The following is a 20,585-nucleotide window of genomic DNA, read 5'->3' on the forward strand; positions in this document are numbered from 1 at the left end:
ATGAAATATTACGTGGCTAATGTAAGCGAAAGCAAAGGATAGCACGAATGAAAAAAACTAAAGCGATTGGGGTTTTATTGCTGAGAAAAACTAATTCAATGAAGAAAACGTTTTACAATTGTTTTTCTAATGTATGTGAGTGGTGTTGTTTTTTGCTCAACTGTTAACATCTGCACATTTTTAATAAAATTAGTGCTCCTAGCTGGTGGTAAAAGTGAGAGTCGATATACTCTCAGTAGCACGTAAAATTAGGTGTGTTCATTCATCTATCGCTCAAAAATGAAACTTTTTTACAGATTGTTGTAGTTTTTATAGTTTTCGTTGTTTAAGTAAATGTTTTTTATTCATTTAATTATCTATATGTTTTTTGTTTGTTTTCAGTGTCTTGTAGGCGATTTTGTAGGGTGGTCACCCCTAATTGGGTAATTAGTTTTTGAGAACTGATCTGAGTCAATTTTTTTCACACTCTGAAATATTATACTCAGTCCTGAAAGCAATTTACTAAGTCTGTCATTGTTTAAGCTGTTGAGAAAAAACAAAAACACAAAGCTGCAAACTTAATAAAGAGTTTTTAACATTTTTCTATTTTTAGGAGATCCATTATGCCTGTAACTAATTTAGCTGAACTTGATGCTCTAGTAGCGCGCGTTAAAGCGGCTCAAGCAGAATTCTCTACTTACTCTCAAGAGCAAGTAGATAAAATTTTCCGCGCAGCATCATTAGCAGCTAACCAAGCTCGTATCCCTCTAGCGCAACAAGCGGTAGCGGAATCAGGCATGGGTATTGTTGAGGATAAAGTAATCAAGAACCACTTTGCGTCTGAGTTCATCTACAACAAATACAAAGACGAAAAAACGTGTGGCATTCTTGAAGAAGATAAAAACCTAGGCACGATGACTATCGCTGAGCCTGTAGGCATCATCTGCGGTATCGTTCCAACCACTAACCCTACTTCTACTGCAATCTTCAAATCTCTCATCTCTTTGAAGACTCGTAACGGTATCATCTTCTCGCCACACCCACGTGCGAAAAATTCAACTAACGATGCAGCTAAACTCGTGTTAGATGCAGCAGTTGCAGCTGGCGCGCCAAAAGATATCATCGGCTGGATTGATCAACCTTCAGTTGAGCTATCTAACGCGCTAATGAAGCACGAAGGTATTGCACTTATCCTTGCAACAGGTGGTCCTGGCATGGTGAAAGCGGCTTACTCGTCAGGTAAACCAGCAATCGGTGTAGGTGCAGGTAACGTTCCAGTTGTAATCGACGAAACGGCAGACATCAAACGTGCAGTTGCTTCTGTTCTTATGTCTAAAACATTCGATAACGGTGTGGTATGTGCTTCTGAGCAAGCGGTTATCGTTATGGACGAAGTGTATGACGAAGTAAAAGAACGTTTCGCGAGCCATAAAGCGCATGTTTTAAGTAAAGCAGACGCAGACAAAGTACGTAAGGTACTGCTTATCGATGGCGCACTAAACGCGAAAATCGTAGGCCAACCAGCAACAGCCATCGCTGAAATGGCGGGCGTTAAAGTTCCAGCAGATACTAAAATCCTTGTCGGTGAAGGTATTGGCGAAGTTTCTTATGACGATGAATTCGCACATGAAAAACTTTCTCCAACACTTGGCATGTTCCGCGCGACTTCTTTCGAGAACGCGGTAGAACAAGCAGTAAGAATGGTAGAAATCGGCGGTATCGGCCACACTTCTGGTCTATACACTAACCAAGACGTTAATGCAGACCGTATCCGTTACTTTGGTGACAAAATGAAGACGGCGCGTATTCTTGTAAACATCCCAACCACTCATGGTGGTATCGGTGACCTTTACAACTTTAACGTTGCACCATCTCTAACGCTAGGTTGTGGTTCTTGGGGTGGTAACTCAATTTCTGAGAACGTAGGTCCTAAGCACCTAATCAACAAGAAAACTGTTGCGAAGCGAGCTGAAAACATGTTGTGGCATAAACTACCTAAGTCAATTTACTTCCGTCGTGGTAGCCTTCCAATCGCTATGAGCGATCTTGAAGGCAAAAAACGCGCATTCCTAGTTACTGACCGTTTCCTATTCAACAACGGTTATGCAGACGACGTAGTGACTCTGCTGAAGTCAAACGGTATGGAAGTTCAAACATTCTTTGATGTAGAAGCTGATCCAACTCTATCTGTCGTAGAGAAAGGCGCTGAAGCAATGAAGAGTTTCCAACCAGACGTGATTCTAGCACTTGGTGGTGGTTCACCAATGGATGCGGCGAAGATCATGTGGGTTATGTATGAGCACCCAGAAACTCACTTTGAAGAGCTTGCAATGCGCTTTATGGATATCCGTAAACGTATCTACAAGTTCCCTAAAATGGGTCAAAAAGCAGAATTGGTTTGTATCACGACTACTTCAGGTACAGGTTCAGAAGTCACACCATTTGCCGTTGTAACAGACGACAAAACAGGTGCTAAATACCCACTAGCGGATTATGAGCTAACACCTAACATGGCTATCGTTGATGCGAACCTTGTGATGAATATGCCTAAGTCTCTAACGGCATTTGGTGGTTACGATGCTGTGACTCACGCTCTTGAAGCCTATGTATCTGTTCTTGCGAACGAATACTCTGATGGTCAAGCTCTACAAGCACTTAAGATGCTGAAAGAGTACCTACCATCAAGCTACAAAAATGGCGCAGCAGACCCAATTGCTCGTGAAAAAGTGCACAATGCAGCGACTATCGCAGGTATTGCTTTTGCTAACGCGTTCTTAGGTGTATGTCACTCTATGGCGCACAAGATCGGTGCTGAGTTCCACATCCCGCACGGCCTTGCTAACGCATTGCTTATCTCTAACGTTGTGCGCTATAACGCGAATGATAACCCAACCAAACAAACTGCGTTCTCTCAATACGACCGTCCACAAGCACGCCGTCGTTACGCTGAAGTGGCTGACCACTTAGGCTTGAGCCAAGCGGGCGACCGTACTGCTCAGAAGATTGAACGTCTACTGACTTGGTTGGAAGAGCTGAAGAAAGATCTCGACATCCCGCTATCTATCCAAGCGGCTGGCGTGAATGAAGCGGATTTCCTCGCAAAAGTTGACGTGCTATCAGTTGAAGCGTTTGATGACCAATGTACTGGTGCAAACCCACGCTACCCACTGATTTCTGAGCTAAAAGAAGTACTTCTTGCGGCTTACTATGGTACAGCGTTTGTTGAAGGTGAAACTTTCGAAGGCACTACCGTTATCAAGAAGAAAGATGACCAAAAACCAGCAAAGAAAAAGTAAGCTGAGTTATTGAGAGATTTTCGCTAGCACGAAACAATCTCTATCGGGAAAAGATAAAGCCTCACCGTCTGGTGAGGCTTTTTTTGTATCGAGTAACTTCATCATCAAAGCGTGGATGGGTATCTATCCCCACATGACTAAGATAGCGGCAATTGCGACTAGAACAAGCCCCAGCCCATCTTTAATTTTCACCGATTGTTTTAGCCAAAAAATAGAAATTAACATCGTAAAAAAGATCTCAATTTGGCCTAAAGTTTTTACATAAGGCACGGTTTGAAGAGACATTGCACTGAACCAACCAATAGAACCAAGACAGCTACTTGTGCTGGTTAATAGCGTTAGCTTAGGTCTTACCCATAATTGTTTTAATGAGTTGTTGTCGGTCACCATTAGGTAAATTAGCAGTAATAAAGTCTGCAGTGAAATGACCAACAATAATACCCAAGCAGCACTGTGTGGAAAGGGTAAGCCAAGCGCTAAACTGGCTTCACGTACCCACAATGAAGTGAGCGCAAAGGCACTACCACAACTTAATCCCAGTAAAACAGTTGGCATTGAAAGCTGCTTAATATTGCCGTGCGTGCTCATCAAAAATACACCAATGCCACCAACGATGACGCCAATCCAGCCCAAGCCTGTCAAATGAGTCCCAAAAAAAATCATCCCTAAAATAGCGGCAACTAAGGCTTCGCTTTTGGCTAGCCCAGCACCTACAGCATAGTTATTTAATTTAAAAAGCTTAACCATGAGCGCAGTCGCGATGATTTGCATCAATGACGCGCCGATAATGAAAGCGATAAAGGTCAATGACAATGTAGGTAATTTCGCGGGTATGAAATGATACAAAGTGATGAGATACAGAGCCGCGATAGGGCCAGCCCAAAGAAAACGGGCAAGGGTAACACCAGTAGTACTGACCTCAGTTGCTAAGCGACTTTGGAATGCATTGCGCCAAGATTGCATGAATGCGGCCAGAAGGGTGAATAAGATCCAAGTCATGGAAGTCCATTTTGAGTGACAAGAAAGAGGTAATGCTATGAGATGCAGAGATATTGGGCAAGCGGAATATAAAAAGGGCTGCGAATGCAGCCCTTTAATGGTATTTAAACTCGGTTCAGAGATTAATACTGTGGTTTAGTCATTGCTGCACCAGCTTGACTTTGCGCTGACTGGCTGCCTGCTGCACGAGTTGCAATTCGTTCAGCATGGAAAGGTGCTGATACGATTTCAATCTCTTTGAGCAACAAAGAGCCTGAGGCTTTGGTCATCGGAGAGAATGCATGCGCTTTGATTGTTTTGGGTAATACGGCTTCAGGTGCCTTAGTTACTGCTTCAACCTTCAATGCTGGTACTTTCTCTGTCGTGGCTTTTTCTTCGACAACGAGCTCAATAGCGGTAGTCTTTTCAATAACAACTTCTGCGATCACTGGCTCTGAAATAACGGCTTCTACAGTGACCGATTCTGTGACTGAAACCGATTCTGTTACCACTGTCGATGGTACTTGAGGTTCAATAGCGTCCTGCAAAGAGACTGTAACAGGTTCTTCAACGACGCTCTGGTTCTCTTCGTGGCGAATAATGACCTTACCCATTGCCATTTCAGGGAAAGCAAAACCACCTAACGTTATCTCAGTATTGTTATCTACGACATCTGCCACTTGTTGAACAGGTTCAACCGCTGCGACTTGCTCTGTTACTGGTGCTTGATACACAGGTTTAGAGAGGTCATAGCGAGGCATCACTTTACCCATTGCCATCTCAGGAGAGGCAACCCCACCTTTGCGTAAACGGAATGGGTTAGGGCGACGATCACGACCACGGCGTCGACGTTGACCACTGGCTCGTAAATGACGAGGGGAGCGGCGATTGCGACGTTGATTTTGATCGTCATTCTCATTGTCGTCGTTTGGTGTAACGACCGATGTCTCAACAGATTGTACTGTTTCAGCTTTTACGGCTTCAATAACCTCTGCTGCCGGAGTTGTATTGATCAACATTTCAGCTTCTGGTTGTTCTTGAGCGATTGTCTGATCTTTTACACGAACTTGTTTGTTTAACTTACGGCGTTGACGGCGTTCTTTGACTTTTGCCGTTTTCTCTTCCGTTTTATCTTCATTCGCTGTCAAGGTAACGGCTTGCGCTTCAGCCGCAAGTTGTAGCCCTTGCTCCGCTAACTTTTCAGATTTGCTGTCATCACGCTTGTTGCGGCGCTCTTGTTTTGGCTTGCGAGCTTGTGTCTTACGAGGCTCGTTGGTAGCAACAATTTCTTTGTCTTGTGTTTCTTCAACAAGAGCAGAGGTATTGACAGGTTTACGTTTGTTTCTGTCACGGTTTGCGTTGTCGCGATTAACATTTTCACCGCGTCCGTTACGACGACGTTGGTCATTTCGATCACGACGCTGGCGTGGTGCTTGGCTACGTTCGTTTTCTTGTTTTTGTTGCTCTTCCTCAGTTTTCACCTCTTCCGTGGTGGTTGAGAAGATGCTACCAAGAGCTTTAACGATGCGGCCAAATAGACCTGGTTTGCCTGGTTCAACAGCGATCTCTTTGACTGGAACCGCTACTTCTGCTTTAGGTGTTGGAGCTGGAATAGTTTGTGCTGGAGCAGCAAACCCTTTCAACGCTGGTTCTTCAATGCGTTTTGGTTTGAAATCGATATCTGAGCTTTCTTTACCTTCTGCTTCTTTCAGTGCTTCTAGTTTCATTGGCACTAAGTAAGAGAGTATTTCTTGCTCTTCCCCTTCACGGACACGGATCACTTCAAAATGAGGCGTTTCCATTTCAGAGTTAGGGACAATGGTGATCTCGACTTCTTGAATGCGTTCAATATGATTGATTGAGCGACGTTTTTCATTGAGTAGATAAGATGCAATAGGAACGGGAACCACCGCCATAACTTGAGCGGTATTATCTTTTAGTGCTTCTTCTTCAATGAGACGTAAAACAGAGAGCGCAAGAGATTCATTATCACGAACCACTCCGGTACCAGAGCAGCGTGGGCAGATATGGTGACTTGCTTCGGCAAGTGATGGGCTCAAGCGCTGACGCGACATTTCTAACAAGCCAAAACGTGAAATTCGGCCAATTTGTACGCGAGCACGATCTAGGCGTACGGCATCGCGTAAACGGTTTTCTACTTCACGTTGGTGACGAACAGGAGTCATATCGATGAAATCGATAACCACTAATCCGCCCAAATCGCGCAGACGTAATTGGCGAGCAATTTCATCGGCTGCTTCTAAGTTGGTGTTAAGCGCCGTCTCTTCAATATCGCCGCCTTTTGTTGCACGAGCAGAGTTGATATCAATTGAGGTCAATGCTTCGGTTGGGTCGATAACAATAGAGCCACCAGAAGGCAAACGCACTTCACGCTGGAAAGCCGATTCGATTTGGCTTTCAATTTGGTAATGGCTAAATAGGGGTACTTCACCGTCGTATTTTTTTACACGACTCACGAAGTCAGGACGCACCAAACGAATGTGCTCAAGGGCACGTTCATAAATTGTGTTGCTATCAATTAGAATTTCACCAATGTCACGACGCAGATAATCACGAATTGCGCGTACAATGACGTTGCTCTCTTGGTGAATAAGTAGCGGTGCAGGACGCAAATCTGAAGCCTGTTTGATTGCGCTCCAGTGATTGAGCAAAACGTTTAAGTCCCACTCTAGCTCTTCCGCACTTTTGCCCACACCTGCAGTGCGAACGATAAGGCCCATGCCTTGAGGAAGCTCTAAACTGCTCAATGCGGTTTTTAATTCGGTACGCTCATCGCCTTCGATACGGCGTGAAATACCACCGGCACGAGGATTGTTTGGCATAAGAACTAGGTAGCTACCAGCAAGAGAAATGAAAGTGGTCAACGCAGCGCCTTTGCTGCCTCGTTCTTCCTTTTCAACTTGGACAATAACTTCTTGGCCTTCTTTAAGCGCTTCTTTGATGTTTGGACGGCCTTGGTAAGTGTAGCCATCAGGGAAGTATTCGCGGGCAATTTCTTTGAGAGGAAGGAAACCGTGACGTTCAGCGCCGTAATCAACAAATGCAGCTTCTAAACTCGGTTCAACACGGGTGATACGTCCTTTATAGATGTTCGCCTTTTTAGATTCATGCCCTGGACTTTCGATGTCTAGATCAAAAAGTCGTTGGCCATCAACCAGCGCGACACGCAACTCTTCTTTTTGAGTTGCGTTAATTAGCATTCTTTTCATTTAAAAATCTCGTTATCTTTCTTTAGTTTTGATTATTGGACTTGTTGCTGGGTTTCGTTTTCACGGTGCCAGATCCCATGACTAAAAGGTGCAGCCTCCCGGCTGGAGGGGATGCTCTAGGGCACTTCAGTTATCGCACGCACACGATTGCCTGCGATCCGCGTATTGGCGGAAAATACTCAACATGAAATGACGATGAGTAGAGCAACAAGATAGCTTCGCTCAATAGTGTCTTACGCCATGTGCAGCACATTGACGCTTAGCAGTCTACTCACTATTTTGCTCAAAAATGGACGGTAAAGAATAAAAAATCACCGAATCATTCATTGCAGCTGTGAACTATAGCAGTGACAGGTAAACACAGCAATCTGCTTTGTTATGAACAGGTCAAAAAAATGAGAATAGGTCTAAAAGTTAGATGGCTAATTTAATGTTTATCAAAGAGTTTTAGTTGTTAAAGTAAGAATTGTAATGGGTAATATTTAATTTTATCCACAGTCACATTTCAATTGGTGTAATTCTCGCCAATTTGCCATTAAACAGCAGATGAAAATATTCTTTTTTGGGGCGAAGAAAATGTGAATTTAAACAATTTACAGTGGTACAATGGCGCCCATGAGTGAAATTAGAACCCAAGTCCAGCTCATCGATATCGATGAAGATATGGCTGGTCAACGCATTGACAATTTTTTGCGTAACCAATTAAAAAACGTTCCCAAAAGTATGGTTTACCGAATCCTGCGCAAAGGAGAGGTTCGTGTAAATAAAAAACGCATCAAAGCAGAATATAAGTTATCGGCTGGTGATGTGGTGAGAATACCACCAGTGACTCTCGAACAGTCGGATCAAGAGAGCAACACACCCAATACCAAATTGAGTAAAGTCGCCGAGCTAGAACACTGCATTATTTTTGAGGATGAGCACTTACTTATTCTGAATAAACCTTCCGGTACGGCTGTTCATGGTGGGAGTGGTTTGAAATTTGGCGCAATTGAAGCGCTGCGGGCATTGCGCCCAGAAGCTCGCTTTTTGGAATTGGTGCACCGTATCGATCGCGATACGTCGGGCATTTTATTAGTGGCTAAAAAGCGCTCCGCGTTGCGCCATCTCCAAGCCCAGTTTAGAGAAAAAACGATTCAAAAATATTACTTTGCTTTAGTTATGGGGCAATGGAAAAGCAGTTGTAAAGTCGTGAATGCGCCACTATTGAAAAATGAAGTGAACAGCATTGTGCGAGTCAATCCAAACGGTAAAGCATCGGAAACGCGCTTTAAGATCCTTGAACAGTTTGCACAAGCAACTTTGGTGCAAGCCAGTCCGATCACTGGCCGTACTCATCAGATCCGCGTTCATACTCAGTATACAGGGCACCCGATTGCGTGGGATGATCGTTATGGTGACCGCCGTTTTGACGCATATACCGCACAGTTTGGCATTGACCGATTATTCTTACACGCGGCCAATATTCGTTTTATTCACCCTTCGACAGAGGCGTTAATGGACATTAATGCACCACTCGGTACTCAACTAGAGCAAGCATTAGTCAAATTGAGAAATGCTTAAGGCCAGCTTTCATTCGCTAACGAGTAGCAACATAGTAGAAACATAAAGTAATGGTCGAAGTCATGGTATAAAAGTGAGCGCAGATCAAGGCGCTCACTGTTAATCATTATCCTAAAACGGTAATGCCTTGAGACTCAAGCATTGAGACTAGCTTAATTAATGGTAACCCAACCAAACTATTAGGGTCATCACCTTCTAAACGTTCAAAAAGTGCAATGCCTAGGCCCTCACACATAAAGCTGCCTGCGCACTGTAGTGGCTGTTCTTTTGCCACGTAAGCCGTCACCATCTCGGTAGATAAAGAGCGAAAATGAACCGTGAAGGGTTCTATGGTGACCATGCATTGACCAGAGACTGAGTTGTAAACCGCAAGCCCAGTATAAAAAGTGATGGCTTTTCCACTTTGTCTGAGTAACTGCTTAATGGCTTGTTCTTGAGTATGAGGTTTGCCAATAATCTCACCGTCAATCACGCAAACTTGATCAGAACCGATGACTAAACTGGGTTGGTTTGGATGGTAAGATCTTGCTTTCGTTTCCGCTAAACGAGTCACCAGATCTTGTGCGGGCTCACCAGGTAACGGAGTTTCGTCGCAATTAGGCGAGCAGGTAACAAAAGGTAGATCCAGCTTTTTAAGTAATTGCTGCCGAAACGGCGAAGTAGATGCTAAAACTAGTTGGTAATTTTGCATTTTGATTTAGAATTGCTGCGAATTTTACCGCAGCATATATCAATCAGACATGCTGTACATAATTCTCTCAGTGGAAAGGGGAAAAAACGAACTTTTTTGCCTTTTTCTTTGACTAAAACCGATTTGGAAGATAATATTCGCGCCCTATGCAAAAGGTAAAAATACCGCGATCGATTGATCCGGCTAAAGCAGCTCAAAAACGACTTGATTGTGATGGTATCATCCAACTCAGTCTTTTTAAGCGTTTAGAAGAATCAGTCGCAGGCGTTAAACGCGACGCACAAGTCTCATTGTCATTTGGGCTTGATGAACAGCGACTAGTTGTTATCTCTGGTAAAGCTAACATCTCTGTCGATTTAGAGTGTCAACGCTGTAACAAGGTTTTCGCACATGAGTGCGAAGTCCAATTCAAGTATACTCCTTACTTGGGGAGTAAAACGGATGAAGACGCACCGGAAGAGTACGATTTGGTAGATCCGAATGAGTACGGTGAGATCGACCTTGTACAATTAGTTGAAGACGAGTTCATCATTAATTTGCCACAAGTAGCAATGCACGATAGAGCGGAATGTAGCGTTAATTCAGACAATTTAGTATTTGGTGAACTTCCAGAAGAACTAGCGGAAGAAAAGCCGAATCCATTTGATGTTTTAAAAAACTTAAAACGATAATTCGTTATAGGTTAAGACAAAGGAGTAGGGTCAATGGCCGTACAAAAGAGCAAAAAATCACGCGCACGTCGTGGCATGCGTCGTTCACATGATGCGCTAACTACATCTGCACTATCTGTAGATGCGACTTCAGGTGAAACTCACCTACGTCACAACATGACTGCTGACGGTTATTACCGTGGCAAAAAGGTTATCAGCAAGTAAGGTTGACCTTTGCAATATTTAACCGTTGCACTTGATGCAATGGGCGGGGATTTCGGTCCTCGCGTAACAGTGCCTGCCGCCGTGCAGGCACTGTCGCATTTCCCAGAGCTTAAAGTGATCCTCGTTGGTGATCAAGTTTTGATCACACATCAATTATCTCAATTAGGTTATGAACTTAATACTCGCTTGAGTATTTTGCACAGTGACCGCGTTATTTCTAATTCCGAAAAACCTTCTCTGGCCTTACGCAATAGTGCTGGAAGTTCAATGGGCATCGCAATTGACCTAGTTTCTGATAGCCGTGCTGATGCTTGTGTCAGTGGTGGTAATACAGGTGCGCTCATGGCGTTATCTCGTTTTCGTCTGAAATTGCTGCCCGGCATTGATCGTCCTGCATTAGTTTCGGCGTTGCCGACGGCTTCAGGTCAACGCACTTGGATGCTGGATTTGGGTGCGAACGTATCAAGTGATGCAGATTCTCTGTTTCAATTTGCTGTCATGGGGAGTGCGCTGGCCGAACAGCATTTAGGTCGTACTGCAAAAGTTGCCATCCTTAATATTGGTGCGGAAGAGATTAAAGGGAATGATTTAGTGAAGCGTTGCGCTGAAATGCTGAATCAAACTCAGGCCGTCAACTATATCGGCTATATCGAAGGTAATCAGTTGTTGGATGATGTCGCTGATGTGATTGTTTGCGATGGTTTCGTCGGCAATGTTTGCCTGAAAGCATGTGAAGGCACAGCACAACTCTTTATTGATAAGTTAAAAAGCCAACTTTTGGGCTCATCCATAAAGGGTTGGATTGCACGAAAACTGTTTTCTTCATTATTTACTGAACTAAAAACATTGAACCCCGACCAGTATAACGGCGCAAGTTTGTTAGGATTGCGCGGCATTGTCATAAAAAGTCATGGAAGTGCTGATGTACTCGCCGTCGTGAATGCGATTTCCGAAGCGGTACACGAGGTCAAACGACAAGTCCCCAGCCGTATAAGCGATCGTTTGGAAGCGGTTTTACTCGAGAGGCATTATTAGTCTTCATGTATAGCAAAATTTTAGGTACTGGCAGCTACTTGCCATCTCAGGTGCGTACCAACGCAGATTTAGAGAAAATGGTAGAGACAAGCGATGAGTGGATTATTGCCCGTACTGGTATTCGTGAGCGCCGCATTTGCGCGGAGAATGAAACCGTTGCGGATATGGCTTTCTATGCAGCGCAAAATGCCATTCAAATGGCCGGCATTGATAAAAACGATATTGATCTGATTATTGTTGCAACAACCAGCAGTAGCCATGCATTTCCTTCGGCGGCATGCCAGGTGCAAGGTAAGCTTGGCATCAAAGGATGTCCTGCTTTTGATTTAGCGGCGGCTTGTTCAGGTTTTGTCTATGGATTATCGATTGCAGATCAACACATTAAATCGGGTATGTGTAAAAACATTCTTGTCATTGGTGCTGATGCCTTGTCTAAAACTTGCGATCCAACGGACCGTTCGACGATCATTTTATTTGGTGATGGCGCAGGCGCTGTCATTATTGGCGCAAGTGAAGAGCCGGGCATTTTGTCGACTCATATCTATTCTGATGGTGAGTTTGGCGAGCTCTTGAGTTTACCTGTTCCAGAGCGTGGTGGTGATGCGGATAAATGGCTCTATATGGCGGGTAATGAAGTCTTTAAAGTGGCGGTGACGCAACTCTCTAAGCTTGTTAAAGATACGCTTGCTGCCAATAACATGCACAAATCAGAATTAGATTGGTTAGTGCCTCATCAAGCTAACTATCGCATTATTTCCGCGACCGCGAAAAAACTATCGATGTCACTTGACCAAGTCGTAATAACGCTTGATCGCCATGGTAATACGTCTGCTGCTACCGTCCCAACCGCGCTCGATGAAGCCGTACGAGATGGTCGAATTCAACGTGGTCAAACGTTATTGCTTGAAGCCTTCGGTGGTGGTTTTACTTGGGGCTCGGCACTCGTTAAGTTTTAAGCGGATAGATTTTTATTTTAAGGGGTTGGTTCAACCTCTTGTTTTTACTTAAGGAAACAAACAATGAGCAAGTTTGCTATCGTATTTCCAGGTCAAGGCTCGCAATCAGTTGGTATGCTTGCAGAACTTGGTCAGCAGTATGATGTCATTCAACAGACATTTGCCGAAGCTTCTGAAGTGCTGGGTTATGATTTATGGGCATTGGTACAAAATGGCCCAGTAGAAGATCTTAACCAAACCTCTCGTACTCAACCGGCATTACTCGCTTCTTCTGTTGCCCTTTGGCGGTTATGGCAAAGCCTAGGTTTAGAGCAGCCAGCCTTGCTTGCTGGCCATAGCTTGGGTGAGTATTCCGCACTGGTGTGTGCAGGTGTAGTTGACTTTAAGCAAGCCATCAAATTAGTAGAGCTGCGCGGTCAGTTAATGCAAGAAGCCGTTCCGGAAGGCGTAGGTGCGATGTCGGCTATTATCGGTCTTGATGATGAGCTGATAGCAAAAGCGTGTGAAGAAGCAGCTCAAGGTGAAGTGGTTTCACCGGTTAACTTTAACTCGCCAGGCCAAGTTGTCATCGCAGGCAATAAAGATGCAGTTGAACGTGCGGGTCAGTTATGTAAAGAGGCCGGAGCAAAGCGTGCGCTGCCATTGCCAGTTTCTGTTCCTTCTCACTGTGCTTTAATGAAGCCAGCAGCAGACAAGTTAGCGGTTGCATTACAATCGATTGAATTTAATGCACCACAAATTCCGGTCATCAACAATGTGGATGTAATAGCAGAAATTGATCCGGCCAAAATTAAAGATGCGTTAGTTCGTCAACTATACAGCCCTGTTCGTTGGACGGAATGTGTACAGTTGATGAGTGAGCAAGGCATAGAAAAGCTGCTTGAAGTTGGCCCAGGCAAAGTTTTGACAGGCCTGACTAAGCGCATTATTAAATCGCTTGAATCAGCAGCAGTGAATGACATTGCTTCACTTGATGCCGTTAAGTAATCAAAGGAAAGAATAGATGATGAACCTAGAAGGCAAAATTGCTCTCGTGACTGGCGCAAGCCGTGGTATTGGCCGAGCGATCGCTGAATTATTAGTTGAACGCGGTGCAACAGTGATCGGCACGGCTACTAGCGAAAGCGGTGCAGCGGCAATCAGTGAATATCTTGGTAATAATGGTAAAGGCCTAGCGCTGAACGTGACGGATGTGGAATCTATCGCAACGACGCTGAAAATCATCAATGACGAGTTTGGTGTGATCGATATTCTTGTGAATAATGCCGGGATTACTCGTGATAATCTATTAATGCGCATGAAAGATGATGAATGGTCAGATATTATTGATACCAACTTAACGTCTATCTTCCGCTTATCGAAAGCGGTGCTACGTGGCATGATGAAAAAGCGCAATGGTCGCATCATCAATGTGGGCTCTGTGGTCGGTACTATGGGTAACGCTGGTCAAACCAACTACGCAGCGGCAAAAGCGGGCGTAATTGGCTTTACTAAGTCGATGGCTCGCGAAGTTGCATCTCGTGGTGTGACGGTTAACACAGTTGCGCCAGGTTTTATCGAAACAGATATGACAAAAGCGCTGAATGATGACCAACGTACTGCTACACTAGCCCAAGTGCCAGCTGGCCGCTTAGGCGATCCACGCGAAATTGCGTCGGCAGTGGTATTTTTAGCTTCTCCAGAGGCTGCCTACATTACGGGTGAAACTTTGCACGTAAATGGCGGGATGTACATGGTATAAGTTGGTTTTTGAACGTTATTGATGAAATAAAGGCTTTGCTATTGTCAACAACGTGTAAAACTTGCTAACTATATGCGCAACATTTGTGCATGATTTAAGTCAAAAATGGTCTTAATTTCGGTTAAAATCGGTAAAATTGTGGTTTGACCAGCAATGACCCACTTGCAACTTTCCCTAGTTAGAATAAACTACGGAACCATCGCATTAGGCGAAATCTGTAAAGGAAAAGAAAACATGAGCAACATCGAAGAACGCGTAAAGAAAATCATTGTTGAACAGCTAGGTGTAGACGAAGCAGAAGTAAAGAATGAAGCTTCTTTCGTAGAAGATCTAGGTGCTGATTCTCTAGATACAGTTGAGCTAGTAATGGCTCTAGAAGAAGAATTCGATACTGAAATTCCAGATGAAGAAGCTGAGAAGATCACTACTGTTCAAGCTGCAATCGACTACGTAAACAGCGCTCAGTAATATCTCTCCCCAGGCGGCCCTCTGGCCGCCTGAGTTTTTCTAACTCTTCTATACCTCTCATAGAACTTTTCAACTCCGGAGAATATGATCGTGTCCAAGCGTCGTGTCGTTGTCACTGGCATGGGTATGTTGTCACCGGTAGGCAACACTGTAGAATCTTCTTGGAAAGCCCTGCTAGCTGGTCAAAGCGGTATCGTTAATATCGAACATTTTGATACCACCAATTTTTCAACTCGTTTTGCAGGTCTAGTCAAAGACTTTAACTGCGAAGAGTATATGTCTAAAAAAGATGCCCGTAAGATGGATCTCTTTATCCAGTACGGTATTGCGGCGGGTATCCAAGCACTTAATGATTCTGGTATCACAGTAACTCCAGAAAATGCCCCAAGAATCGGTGTTGCTATCGGCTCTGGTATTGGTGGTCTTGACTTGATTGAAACTGGCCATCATGCCTTGGTAGAAAAAGGCCCACGTAAAGTGAGCCCGTTCTTTGTACCCTCAACGATTGTCAACATGGTTTCAGGCAACTTGTCTATCATGCGTGGTCTTCGTGGTCCAAATATCGCTATTTCTACCGCATGCACAACAGGTTTACATAACATTGGCCATGCGGCACGTATGATTGCATACGGTGATGCCGATGCGATGGTGGCGGGTGGTGCAGAAAAAGCATCGACACCACTTGGCATGGCGGGTTTTGGCGCAGCAAAAGCATTGTCTACGCGTAATGATGAACCGCAAAAAGCGTCTCGTCCTTGGGACAAGGGCCGTGATGGCTTTGTTCTAGGCGATGGTGCGGGCGTTATGGTTCTTGAAGAATATGAACATGCTAAAGCACGCGGTGCGAAGATTTACGCTGAGTTAGTTGGCTTTGGTATGTCTGGTGATGCTTATCACATGACTTCACCAAGCGAAGACGGTTCAGGCGGTGCGTTAGCGATGGAAGCCGCGATGCGTGATGCGGGCGTAACAGGTACTCAAATCGGTTACGTCAACGCTCATGGTACTTCGACTCCAGCTGGTGATGTTGCGGAAATTAAAGGTGTTAAGCGCGCTTTAGGTGAAGAAGGTTCGAAACAAGTTCTTGTCTCTTCTACTAAATCGATGACTGGTCATTTGCTAGGCGCGGCTGGTTCTGTTGAAGCCATTATCACCGTTATGTCATTAGTTGACCAAATTGTTCCACCAACCATTAACCTTGATGATCCAGAAGAAGGTTTAGGCATTGATCTTGTTCCACACACTGCCCGCAAAGTGGAAGGTATGGAATATGCAATCTGTAACTCTTTTGGTTTTGGTGGTACGAACGGCTCGTTGATTTTCAAAAAAATCTAATGATTGTGGTTGTGACACTTGAGTTTGAACGGCTTGATGCTTAGCATTGAGCCGTTTCTTTTTGTGGGGTAAGCACGATGTTTTGGGTAAATGGACAACCTAGTGACACTCTATCTCTTACTGATCGCTCTTTTCAGTATGGGGATGGTTGCTTCACAACGATTCTCGTTTGCGCTGGTGAGCTTCAATATTGGGATATGCACGTTGAACGCATGGAATCTTGTTTGCGGTGTTTAGCTATTCCCGCCCCTGATTGGCGGCAAGTTGAACATTGGCTCTCAACGATCGTTCCTCTTACCGCAAAATCCGGTGTGAAAATTCATATTAGCCGCGGACAAGGTGGTCGGGGTTATAGCCCTGCTAACGTTGGCGATTCTCAAGTCACTATCAGTACCTTTGAGTATCCAGCCCATTATGGTCAGTGGATAGCCGATGGTATCGAGCTTGGTGTATGCCAACAGCGGATGGGACTCTCGCCATTATTGGCGGGTCACAAACATAACAATCGACTAGAACAAGTTTTATTGAAGTCAGAGATGGATGCAAAAGGGTACGCTGACGGCATCGCGCTAGACATCAATGAGCATGTCATAGAAACTACGGTTGCAAATATTTTTTGGGTGTCAGGGGATAGGTTATGTACGCCAAACTTAGACAATGCAGGCGTAGCTGGGGTTATTCGTCGTGTATTATTGGCGGCGGCTACCGATCTCAAGGTTGAGATGAGAGCATTCTCATTAGAAGAGTTATTGTCGGCAGATGAAGTGTTTATTACTAACTCCTTATTAGGCGTTGCGCCTGTCACGGCAATTGCAAATACGATTTTCCCTATTGGTAAAATAACACGCTATTTTCAGGAGCGTTTTAACTCGTGATTAATCGAATTTTCGTTGTATTACTACTGATCATTATCGCCGTTGGAGCTGGATATTTCTACATTGAGCGACAGGTAGATGCTTATTTAGAACAGCCTCTATCGCTTCCTTCATCGCAAGTCGTGACCATAAAATCAGGTACAAGCCTTAATGGCGTATTAACGCTATTGAATGAGAAAAAATGGATAACGGATTTTTCGATGTACAAGTTAGTGCGACGTCTGCATCCTGAAATAACCAAAATTAAGGCGGGAACTTACCAAGTACAACCCGGAGATCGATTGATCGATCTCTTAAGTGACGTGATATCCGGTAAAGAGCATCAGTTCTCTATTACCTTTGTCGAAGGGAGCCGCTTTAATGAGTGGCGAGCTCTGCTTGCACAAACCGAAGGCGTGACAAACACGATAGCTGATTTGGCAGAAGCCGACATTGCCCAAAAATTAGGCATTGAGCAGCAAAAGCTTGAAGGATTGTTTCTAGCGGAGACTTATCATTTCCCTTTTGGAACGACCGATCTTGAGATCCTAAAAAGGGCCAATAGACGTCTTGAGAAAATACTCGATCAACATTGGGCCAATCGCCAGCCAAATCTGCCAATTAAAACGCCTTATGAAGCGTTGATTTTGGCGTCAATTATTGAAAAGGAAACGGCTATTGCTTCAGAGCGAGGGCGCATTGCCTCCGTTTTTGTCAATCGACTCAATAAACGGATGCGGCTACAGACTGATCCTACGGTCATTTACGGGCTTGGTGATGCCTACGATGGCAATCTTCGTAAAAAAGACTTAAGAACACCGACGCCATTTAATACTTATACTATTTTTGGTTTACCTCCTACGCCTATTGCGATGGCGGGGGAAGCTTCAATCAAAGCGGCATTAAACCCAGAGCAGAGTAATTATTTGTATTTTGTTGCCAGTGGCTCTGGTGGACACGTTTTTTCTAAAACATTGAATGAACATAATCGCGCTGTTCGCGCTTATTTAAAACAGTTAAGAACCCAGTCATGAATGCTAAATTTATTGTTGTAGAAGGTTTAGAAGGCGCAGGAAAAAGCACTGCTATTCAATCCATTAGAGAAACACTTATTGAGTTCGGCGTGACAAATATCACTCATACTCGTGAGCCGGGTGGAACTGTTTTAGCAGAAAAAATGCGCGCCTTAGTCAAAGAAGAGCATGACGGTGAAGTGCTTCAGGATATGACTGAGCTGCTATTAATGTACGCCGCTCGTGTTCAATTGGTTGAAAATGTGATTAAGCCTGCACTTGCGGCTGGTTCGTGGGTGGTAGGTGATCGCCATGATATGTCCTCTCAAGCCTACCAAGGTGGTGGGAGGCAAATTCCGCTAGAAACGATGCAAAACCTTAAAAAGGTAACGCTAGGTGATTTTAAGCCAGATTTTACTCTCTATTTGGACCTAGATCCGAGCATCGGTTTAGAAAGAGCCAGAGGTCGAGGTGAGCTTGATCGTATCGAAAAAATGGATATTGGTTTTTTTGAGCGCACGCGTGAACGTTACCTTGCCCTAGCTAAGGAAGATAAAAGCGTGGCTGTGATTAATGCTGAACAAACAATAGAAGCGGTGGCATTCTCTATCAAAGCAGCGTTAACCCAGTTTCTAGAAACCAATATGCTAGAGAGAAACTAGGGCTAAACATTGAGTAACAAATTAATGATAAATGATCTGTATCCTTGGTTAGCAGGCTATTGGCTTCAGTGGCAAACCAGCCTCAATAACCAGCAGTTCCCTGCGGCGAGCTTACTCGTTTCTCCCTCAGGGCTGGGCGCTGAACGGCTCATTGAGAAGTTGAGTGCAGCAGTGATGTGTTCGCATAGCCATTCAGAAGCGTGTGGGTTTTGTCATAGCTGCGAATTGATGAAGTCTGGTAGTCACCCTGATTTTCATCTGATCTCGCCTGAAAAAGAGGGGAAGGCGATTACCGTTGATCAAATTAGGCAATGCAATAAGTTGGCTCAAGAATCGGCGCAGCTTTCTGGTGCTCGCTTTATCGTTATTAATCCCGCCGATTCCATGAATGAATCAGCAGCGAATGCACTGCTCAAAACGTTAGAAGCTCCGGGGCGCAATTGTTTTTTCTTACTTGTCGCCTCTCGTATCAACCCATTACTCCCAACCATTATCAGTCGCTGTCAAAAAACGGTGCTGACACCACCGAGCAGTGAACAAGTCTCGCATTGGTTAAGTGAACAGACATCGCAACCTGTCCCTCCTTATGCGGCGCATTTAAATGGTTATTCACCACTAAATACGTTGGCGTTTATTCAATCGGGAGAGTTAGCAACATATCAGGCTTTTGAGCAAAATATTGCTCATTGCTTAACCGATACTAGTGCCGATATTTCCGCTTGTGTGAAGCAGATTAATGAGGCGCCTACCCAATATTTGGCTTGGCTGTGGACCATGTTGACCGATACGCAAAAGGTACAATTTGGCGTGGTTGAACAGCAGCAGCTTCCTATTAGCCTTCGATTAGCAAAACAGATCAGCTACCCAGTACTTTATCGCCAAACCAAGGCATTAACTCGTTTAATGGAAGAACTAAAGACGTTTAGTGGGCTCAATAGCGAGCTACTGATCAGCGATTGGCTATTTAACTTTAATGATGAGAAAACATGTTTGTAGATTCGCACTGCCACTTAGATAAACTTGATTACGATACGCTCCATATCGATGTTGCTGATGTAGTAGAAAAAGCTCGTCAAGCCAATGTTAAGCAATTGCTTTCTGTTGGCGTAACGCTGGATTCTTTTGAACCAATGTTAGAGCTTATTCAGCCCTTTGATAATGTTCATGCTTCTTGTGGTGTTCATCCACTTGACGTTGAAAGTCATTTTGAATTGACCCGCTTCCATCAATACGCGAGTCATCCCAAAGTGGTGGCGATTGGCGAAACGGGGCTAGATTATCACTATCAGCCGGAAACGGCTGAGTTACAGAAGTTACGGTTTTCACAGCACATTGAAACCGCCGTTGCCCTTAACAAACCTTTGATTATTCATACACGAAATGCCCGGGCTGATACTCTTGAAATGCTCCGTGATGGTGGGGCAGAAAGGTGCGGTGGTGTTATCCATTGTTTTACTGAAGATCTTGCCTTTGCACAAGCCGCTATGGAGCTTGGCTTTTATATTTCTATCTCAGGAATTGTCACGTTTAGACAAGCGACAGAATTGAAAGAAGTTGTGAAGGCGCTGCCCTTGGAACGCTTGCTGATTGAAACTGATTCCCCTTATCTTGCGCCGGTTCCACACCGTGGTCAGCAAAATCAGCCAGCCTACGTTGTTGAGGTTGCTGCTTATATTGCACAGCTAAAAAATCTGTCATTAAAAGAAATTGAAGAAAAAACGACCGAAAATTACCAAAATCTTTTTTTGCGACGGAAAGTTGAATTGTCGTGAGAAATGCGTGTAAGACGGCGTTTTTTATCAAGTTAGCGTGATAATTAACAACTTATTACCTTGTTTACTTAATTTGTTGAAAAAATAAGCTTGAAAGTTAAAATTGTAATTTTGTTACTAAAAATAACAAGTGCGCT

Annotated in this window: 18 protein-coding genes; 15 read left to right on the forward strand and 3 right to left on the reverse strand. The window is 44.2% G+C overall.

What is annotated here, in order from left to right; genetic code table 11:
• Window positions 1-602 precede the first annotated feature (602 nt).
• Complete coding sequence (adhE, locus tag DD616_RS09340; protein ID WP_013856398.1) at window positions 603-3,275, forward strand: bifunctional acetaldehyde-CoA/alcohol dehydrogenase; 2,673 nt, start codon at window positions 603-605, stop codon at window positions 3,273-3,275.
• Between the two features lie 123 nt (window positions 3,276-3,398).
• On the opposite strand, the gene DD616_RS09345 is transcribed toward adhE, so the two are convergent.
• Together DD616_RS09345 and rne are read right to left on the reverse strand one after the other, a co-directional pair.
• Entirely contained in the window at window positions 3,399-4,274 is an 876-nt protein-coding gene (locus DD616_RS09345; RefSeq protein WP_088732727.1) for a DMT family transporter, read from the reverse strand.
• Window positions 4,275-4,396: 122 nt separating this feature from the next.
• Entirely contained in the window at window positions 4,397-7,483 is a 3,087-nt protein-coding gene (gene rne, locus DD616_RS09350; protein WP_081245248.1) for a ribonuclease E, read from the reverse strand.
• Between the two features lie 615 nt (window positions 7,484-8,098).
• Here rne and rluC point away from each other — a divergent pair.
• Window positions 8,099-9,046, forward strand: a complete 948-nt coding sequence (gene rluC, locus DD616_RS09355; protein WP_094133167.1) for a 23S rRNA pseudouridine(955/2504/2580) synthase RluC — start codon at window positions 8,099-8,101, stop codon at window positions 9,044-9,046.
• A gap of 106 nt (window positions 9,047-9,152) precedes the next feature.
• Here rluC and DD616_RS09360 read toward each other — a convergent pair whose 3' ends face one another.
• Entirely contained in the window at window positions 9,153-9,737 is a 585-nt protein-coding gene (locus DD616_RS09360) for a Maf family protein (RefSeq protein ID WP_013856402.1), read from the reverse strand.
• A 146-nt stretch (window positions 9,738-9,883) separates the two neighbouring features.
• Here DD616_RS09360 and yceD point away from each other — a divergent pair, with 146 nt between their 5' ends.
• The 13 genes from yceD (at window position 9,884) to DD616_RS09425 (ending at window position 20,448) form a co-directional block, all read left to right on the forward strand.
• The gene (gene yceD / locus DD616_RS09365) at window positions 9,884-10,408 is read left to right on the forward strand and encodes a 23S rRNA accumulation protein YceD (RefSeq protein ID WP_010319120.1); all 525 of its coding nucleotides are present in this window, start codon (window positions 9,884-9,886) and stop codon (window positions 10,406-10,408) included.
• Between the two features lie 33 nt (window positions 10,409-10,441).
• Window positions 10,442-10,612, forward strand: a complete 171-nt coding sequence (rpmF, locus tag DD616_RS09370) for a 50S ribosomal protein L32 (RefSeq protein WP_010319119.1) — start codon at window positions 10,442-10,444, stop codon at window positions 10,610-10,612.
• Window positions 10,613-10,621: 9 nt separating this feature from the next.
• Window positions 10,622-11,647, forward strand: coding sequence for a phosphate acyltransferase PlsX (plsX, locus tag DD616_RS09375; RefSeq protein WP_208872198.1), 1,026 nt, complete (start codon window positions 10,622-10,624; stop codon window positions 11,645-11,647).
• Window positions 11,648-11,652: 5 nt separating this feature from the next.
• Window positions 11,653-12,603: a beta-ketoacyl-ACP synthase III gene (locus DD616_RS09380; protein WP_010319117.1), complete on the forward strand. Its 951-nt coding sequence runs from the start codon at window positions 11,653-11,655 to the stop codon at window positions 12,601-12,603.
• Window positions 12,604-12,666: 63 nt separating this feature from the next.
• Window positions 12,667-13,590: an ACP S-malonyltransferase gene (gene fabD / locus DD616_RS09385; protein WP_208872199.1), complete on the forward strand. Its 924-nt coding sequence runs from the start codon at window positions 12,667-12,669 to the stop codon at window positions 13,588-13,590.
• Window positions 13,591-13,609: 19 nt separating this feature from the next.
• Window positions 13,610-14,344 (forward strand): 3-oxoacyl-ACP reductase FabG, encoded by a 735-nt coding sequence (gene fabG / locus DD616_RS09390; RefSeq protein ID WP_041769216.1) that lies wholly within the window; start codon window positions 13,610-13,612, stop codon window positions 14,342-14,344.
• A gap of 234 nt (window positions 14,345-14,578) precedes the next feature.
• On the forward strand, window positions 14,579-14,812 hold the full coding sequence (acpP, locus tag DD616_RS09395; RefSeq protein ID WP_014204679.1) for an acyl carrier protein: 234 nt from the start codon (window positions 14,579-14,581) through the stop codon (window positions 14,810-14,812).
• Window positions 14,813-14,902: 90 nt separating this feature from the next.
• Window positions 14,903-16,147: a beta-ketoacyl-ACP synthase II gene (gene fabF / locus DD616_RS09400; protein WP_026028275.1), complete on the forward strand. Its 1,245-nt coding sequence runs from the start codon at window positions 14,903-14,905 to the stop codon at window positions 16,145-16,147.
• Between the two features lie 77 nt (window positions 16,148-16,224).
• Window positions 16,225-17,022, forward strand: coding sequence for an aminodeoxychorismate lyase (pabC, locus tag DD616_RS09405; RefSeq protein WP_208872200.1), 798 nt, complete (start codon window positions 16,225-16,227; stop codon window positions 17,020-17,022).
• Window positions 17,019-18,035 (forward strand): endolytic transglycosylase MltG, encoded by a 1,017-nt coding sequence (mltG, locus tag DD616_RS09410; protein WP_017045260.1) that lies wholly within the window; start codon window positions 17,019-17,021, stop codon window positions 18,033-18,035. Before pabC ends, mltG begins: the two co-directional genes overlap by 4 nt.
• The gene (gene tmk / locus DD616_RS09415; RefSeq protein WP_013856410.1) at window positions 18,032-18,676 is read left to right on the forward strand and encodes a dTMP kinase; all 645 of its coding nucleotides are present in this window, start codon (window positions 18,032-18,034) and stop codon (window positions 18,674-18,676) included. The genes mltG and tmk overlap by 4 nt, the downstream gene beginning before the upstream one ends.
• A 9-nt stretch (window positions 18,677-18,685) precedes the next feature.
• Complete coding sequence (gene holB / locus DD616_RS09420; protein WP_208872201.1) at window positions 18,686-19,672, forward strand: DNA polymerase III subunit delta'; 987 nt, start codon at window positions 18,686-18,688, stop codon at window positions 19,670-19,672.
• On the forward strand, window positions 19,663-20,448 hold the full coding sequence (locus DD616_RS09425; protein WP_017045263.1) for a TatD family hydrolase: 786 nt from the start codon (window positions 19,663-19,665) through the stop codon (window positions 20,446-20,448). The genes holB and DD616_RS09425 overlap by 10 nt, the downstream gene beginning before the upstream one ends.
• The last annotated feature ends 137 nt before the right edge of the window (window positions 20,449-20,585 follow it).

Origin of the sequence: Vibrio anguillarum, assembly GCF_003390515.1 — a bacterium.
Lineage (GTDB): Bacteria > Pseudomonadota > Gammaproteobacteria > Enterobacterales > Vibrionaceae > Vibrio > Vibrio anguillarum.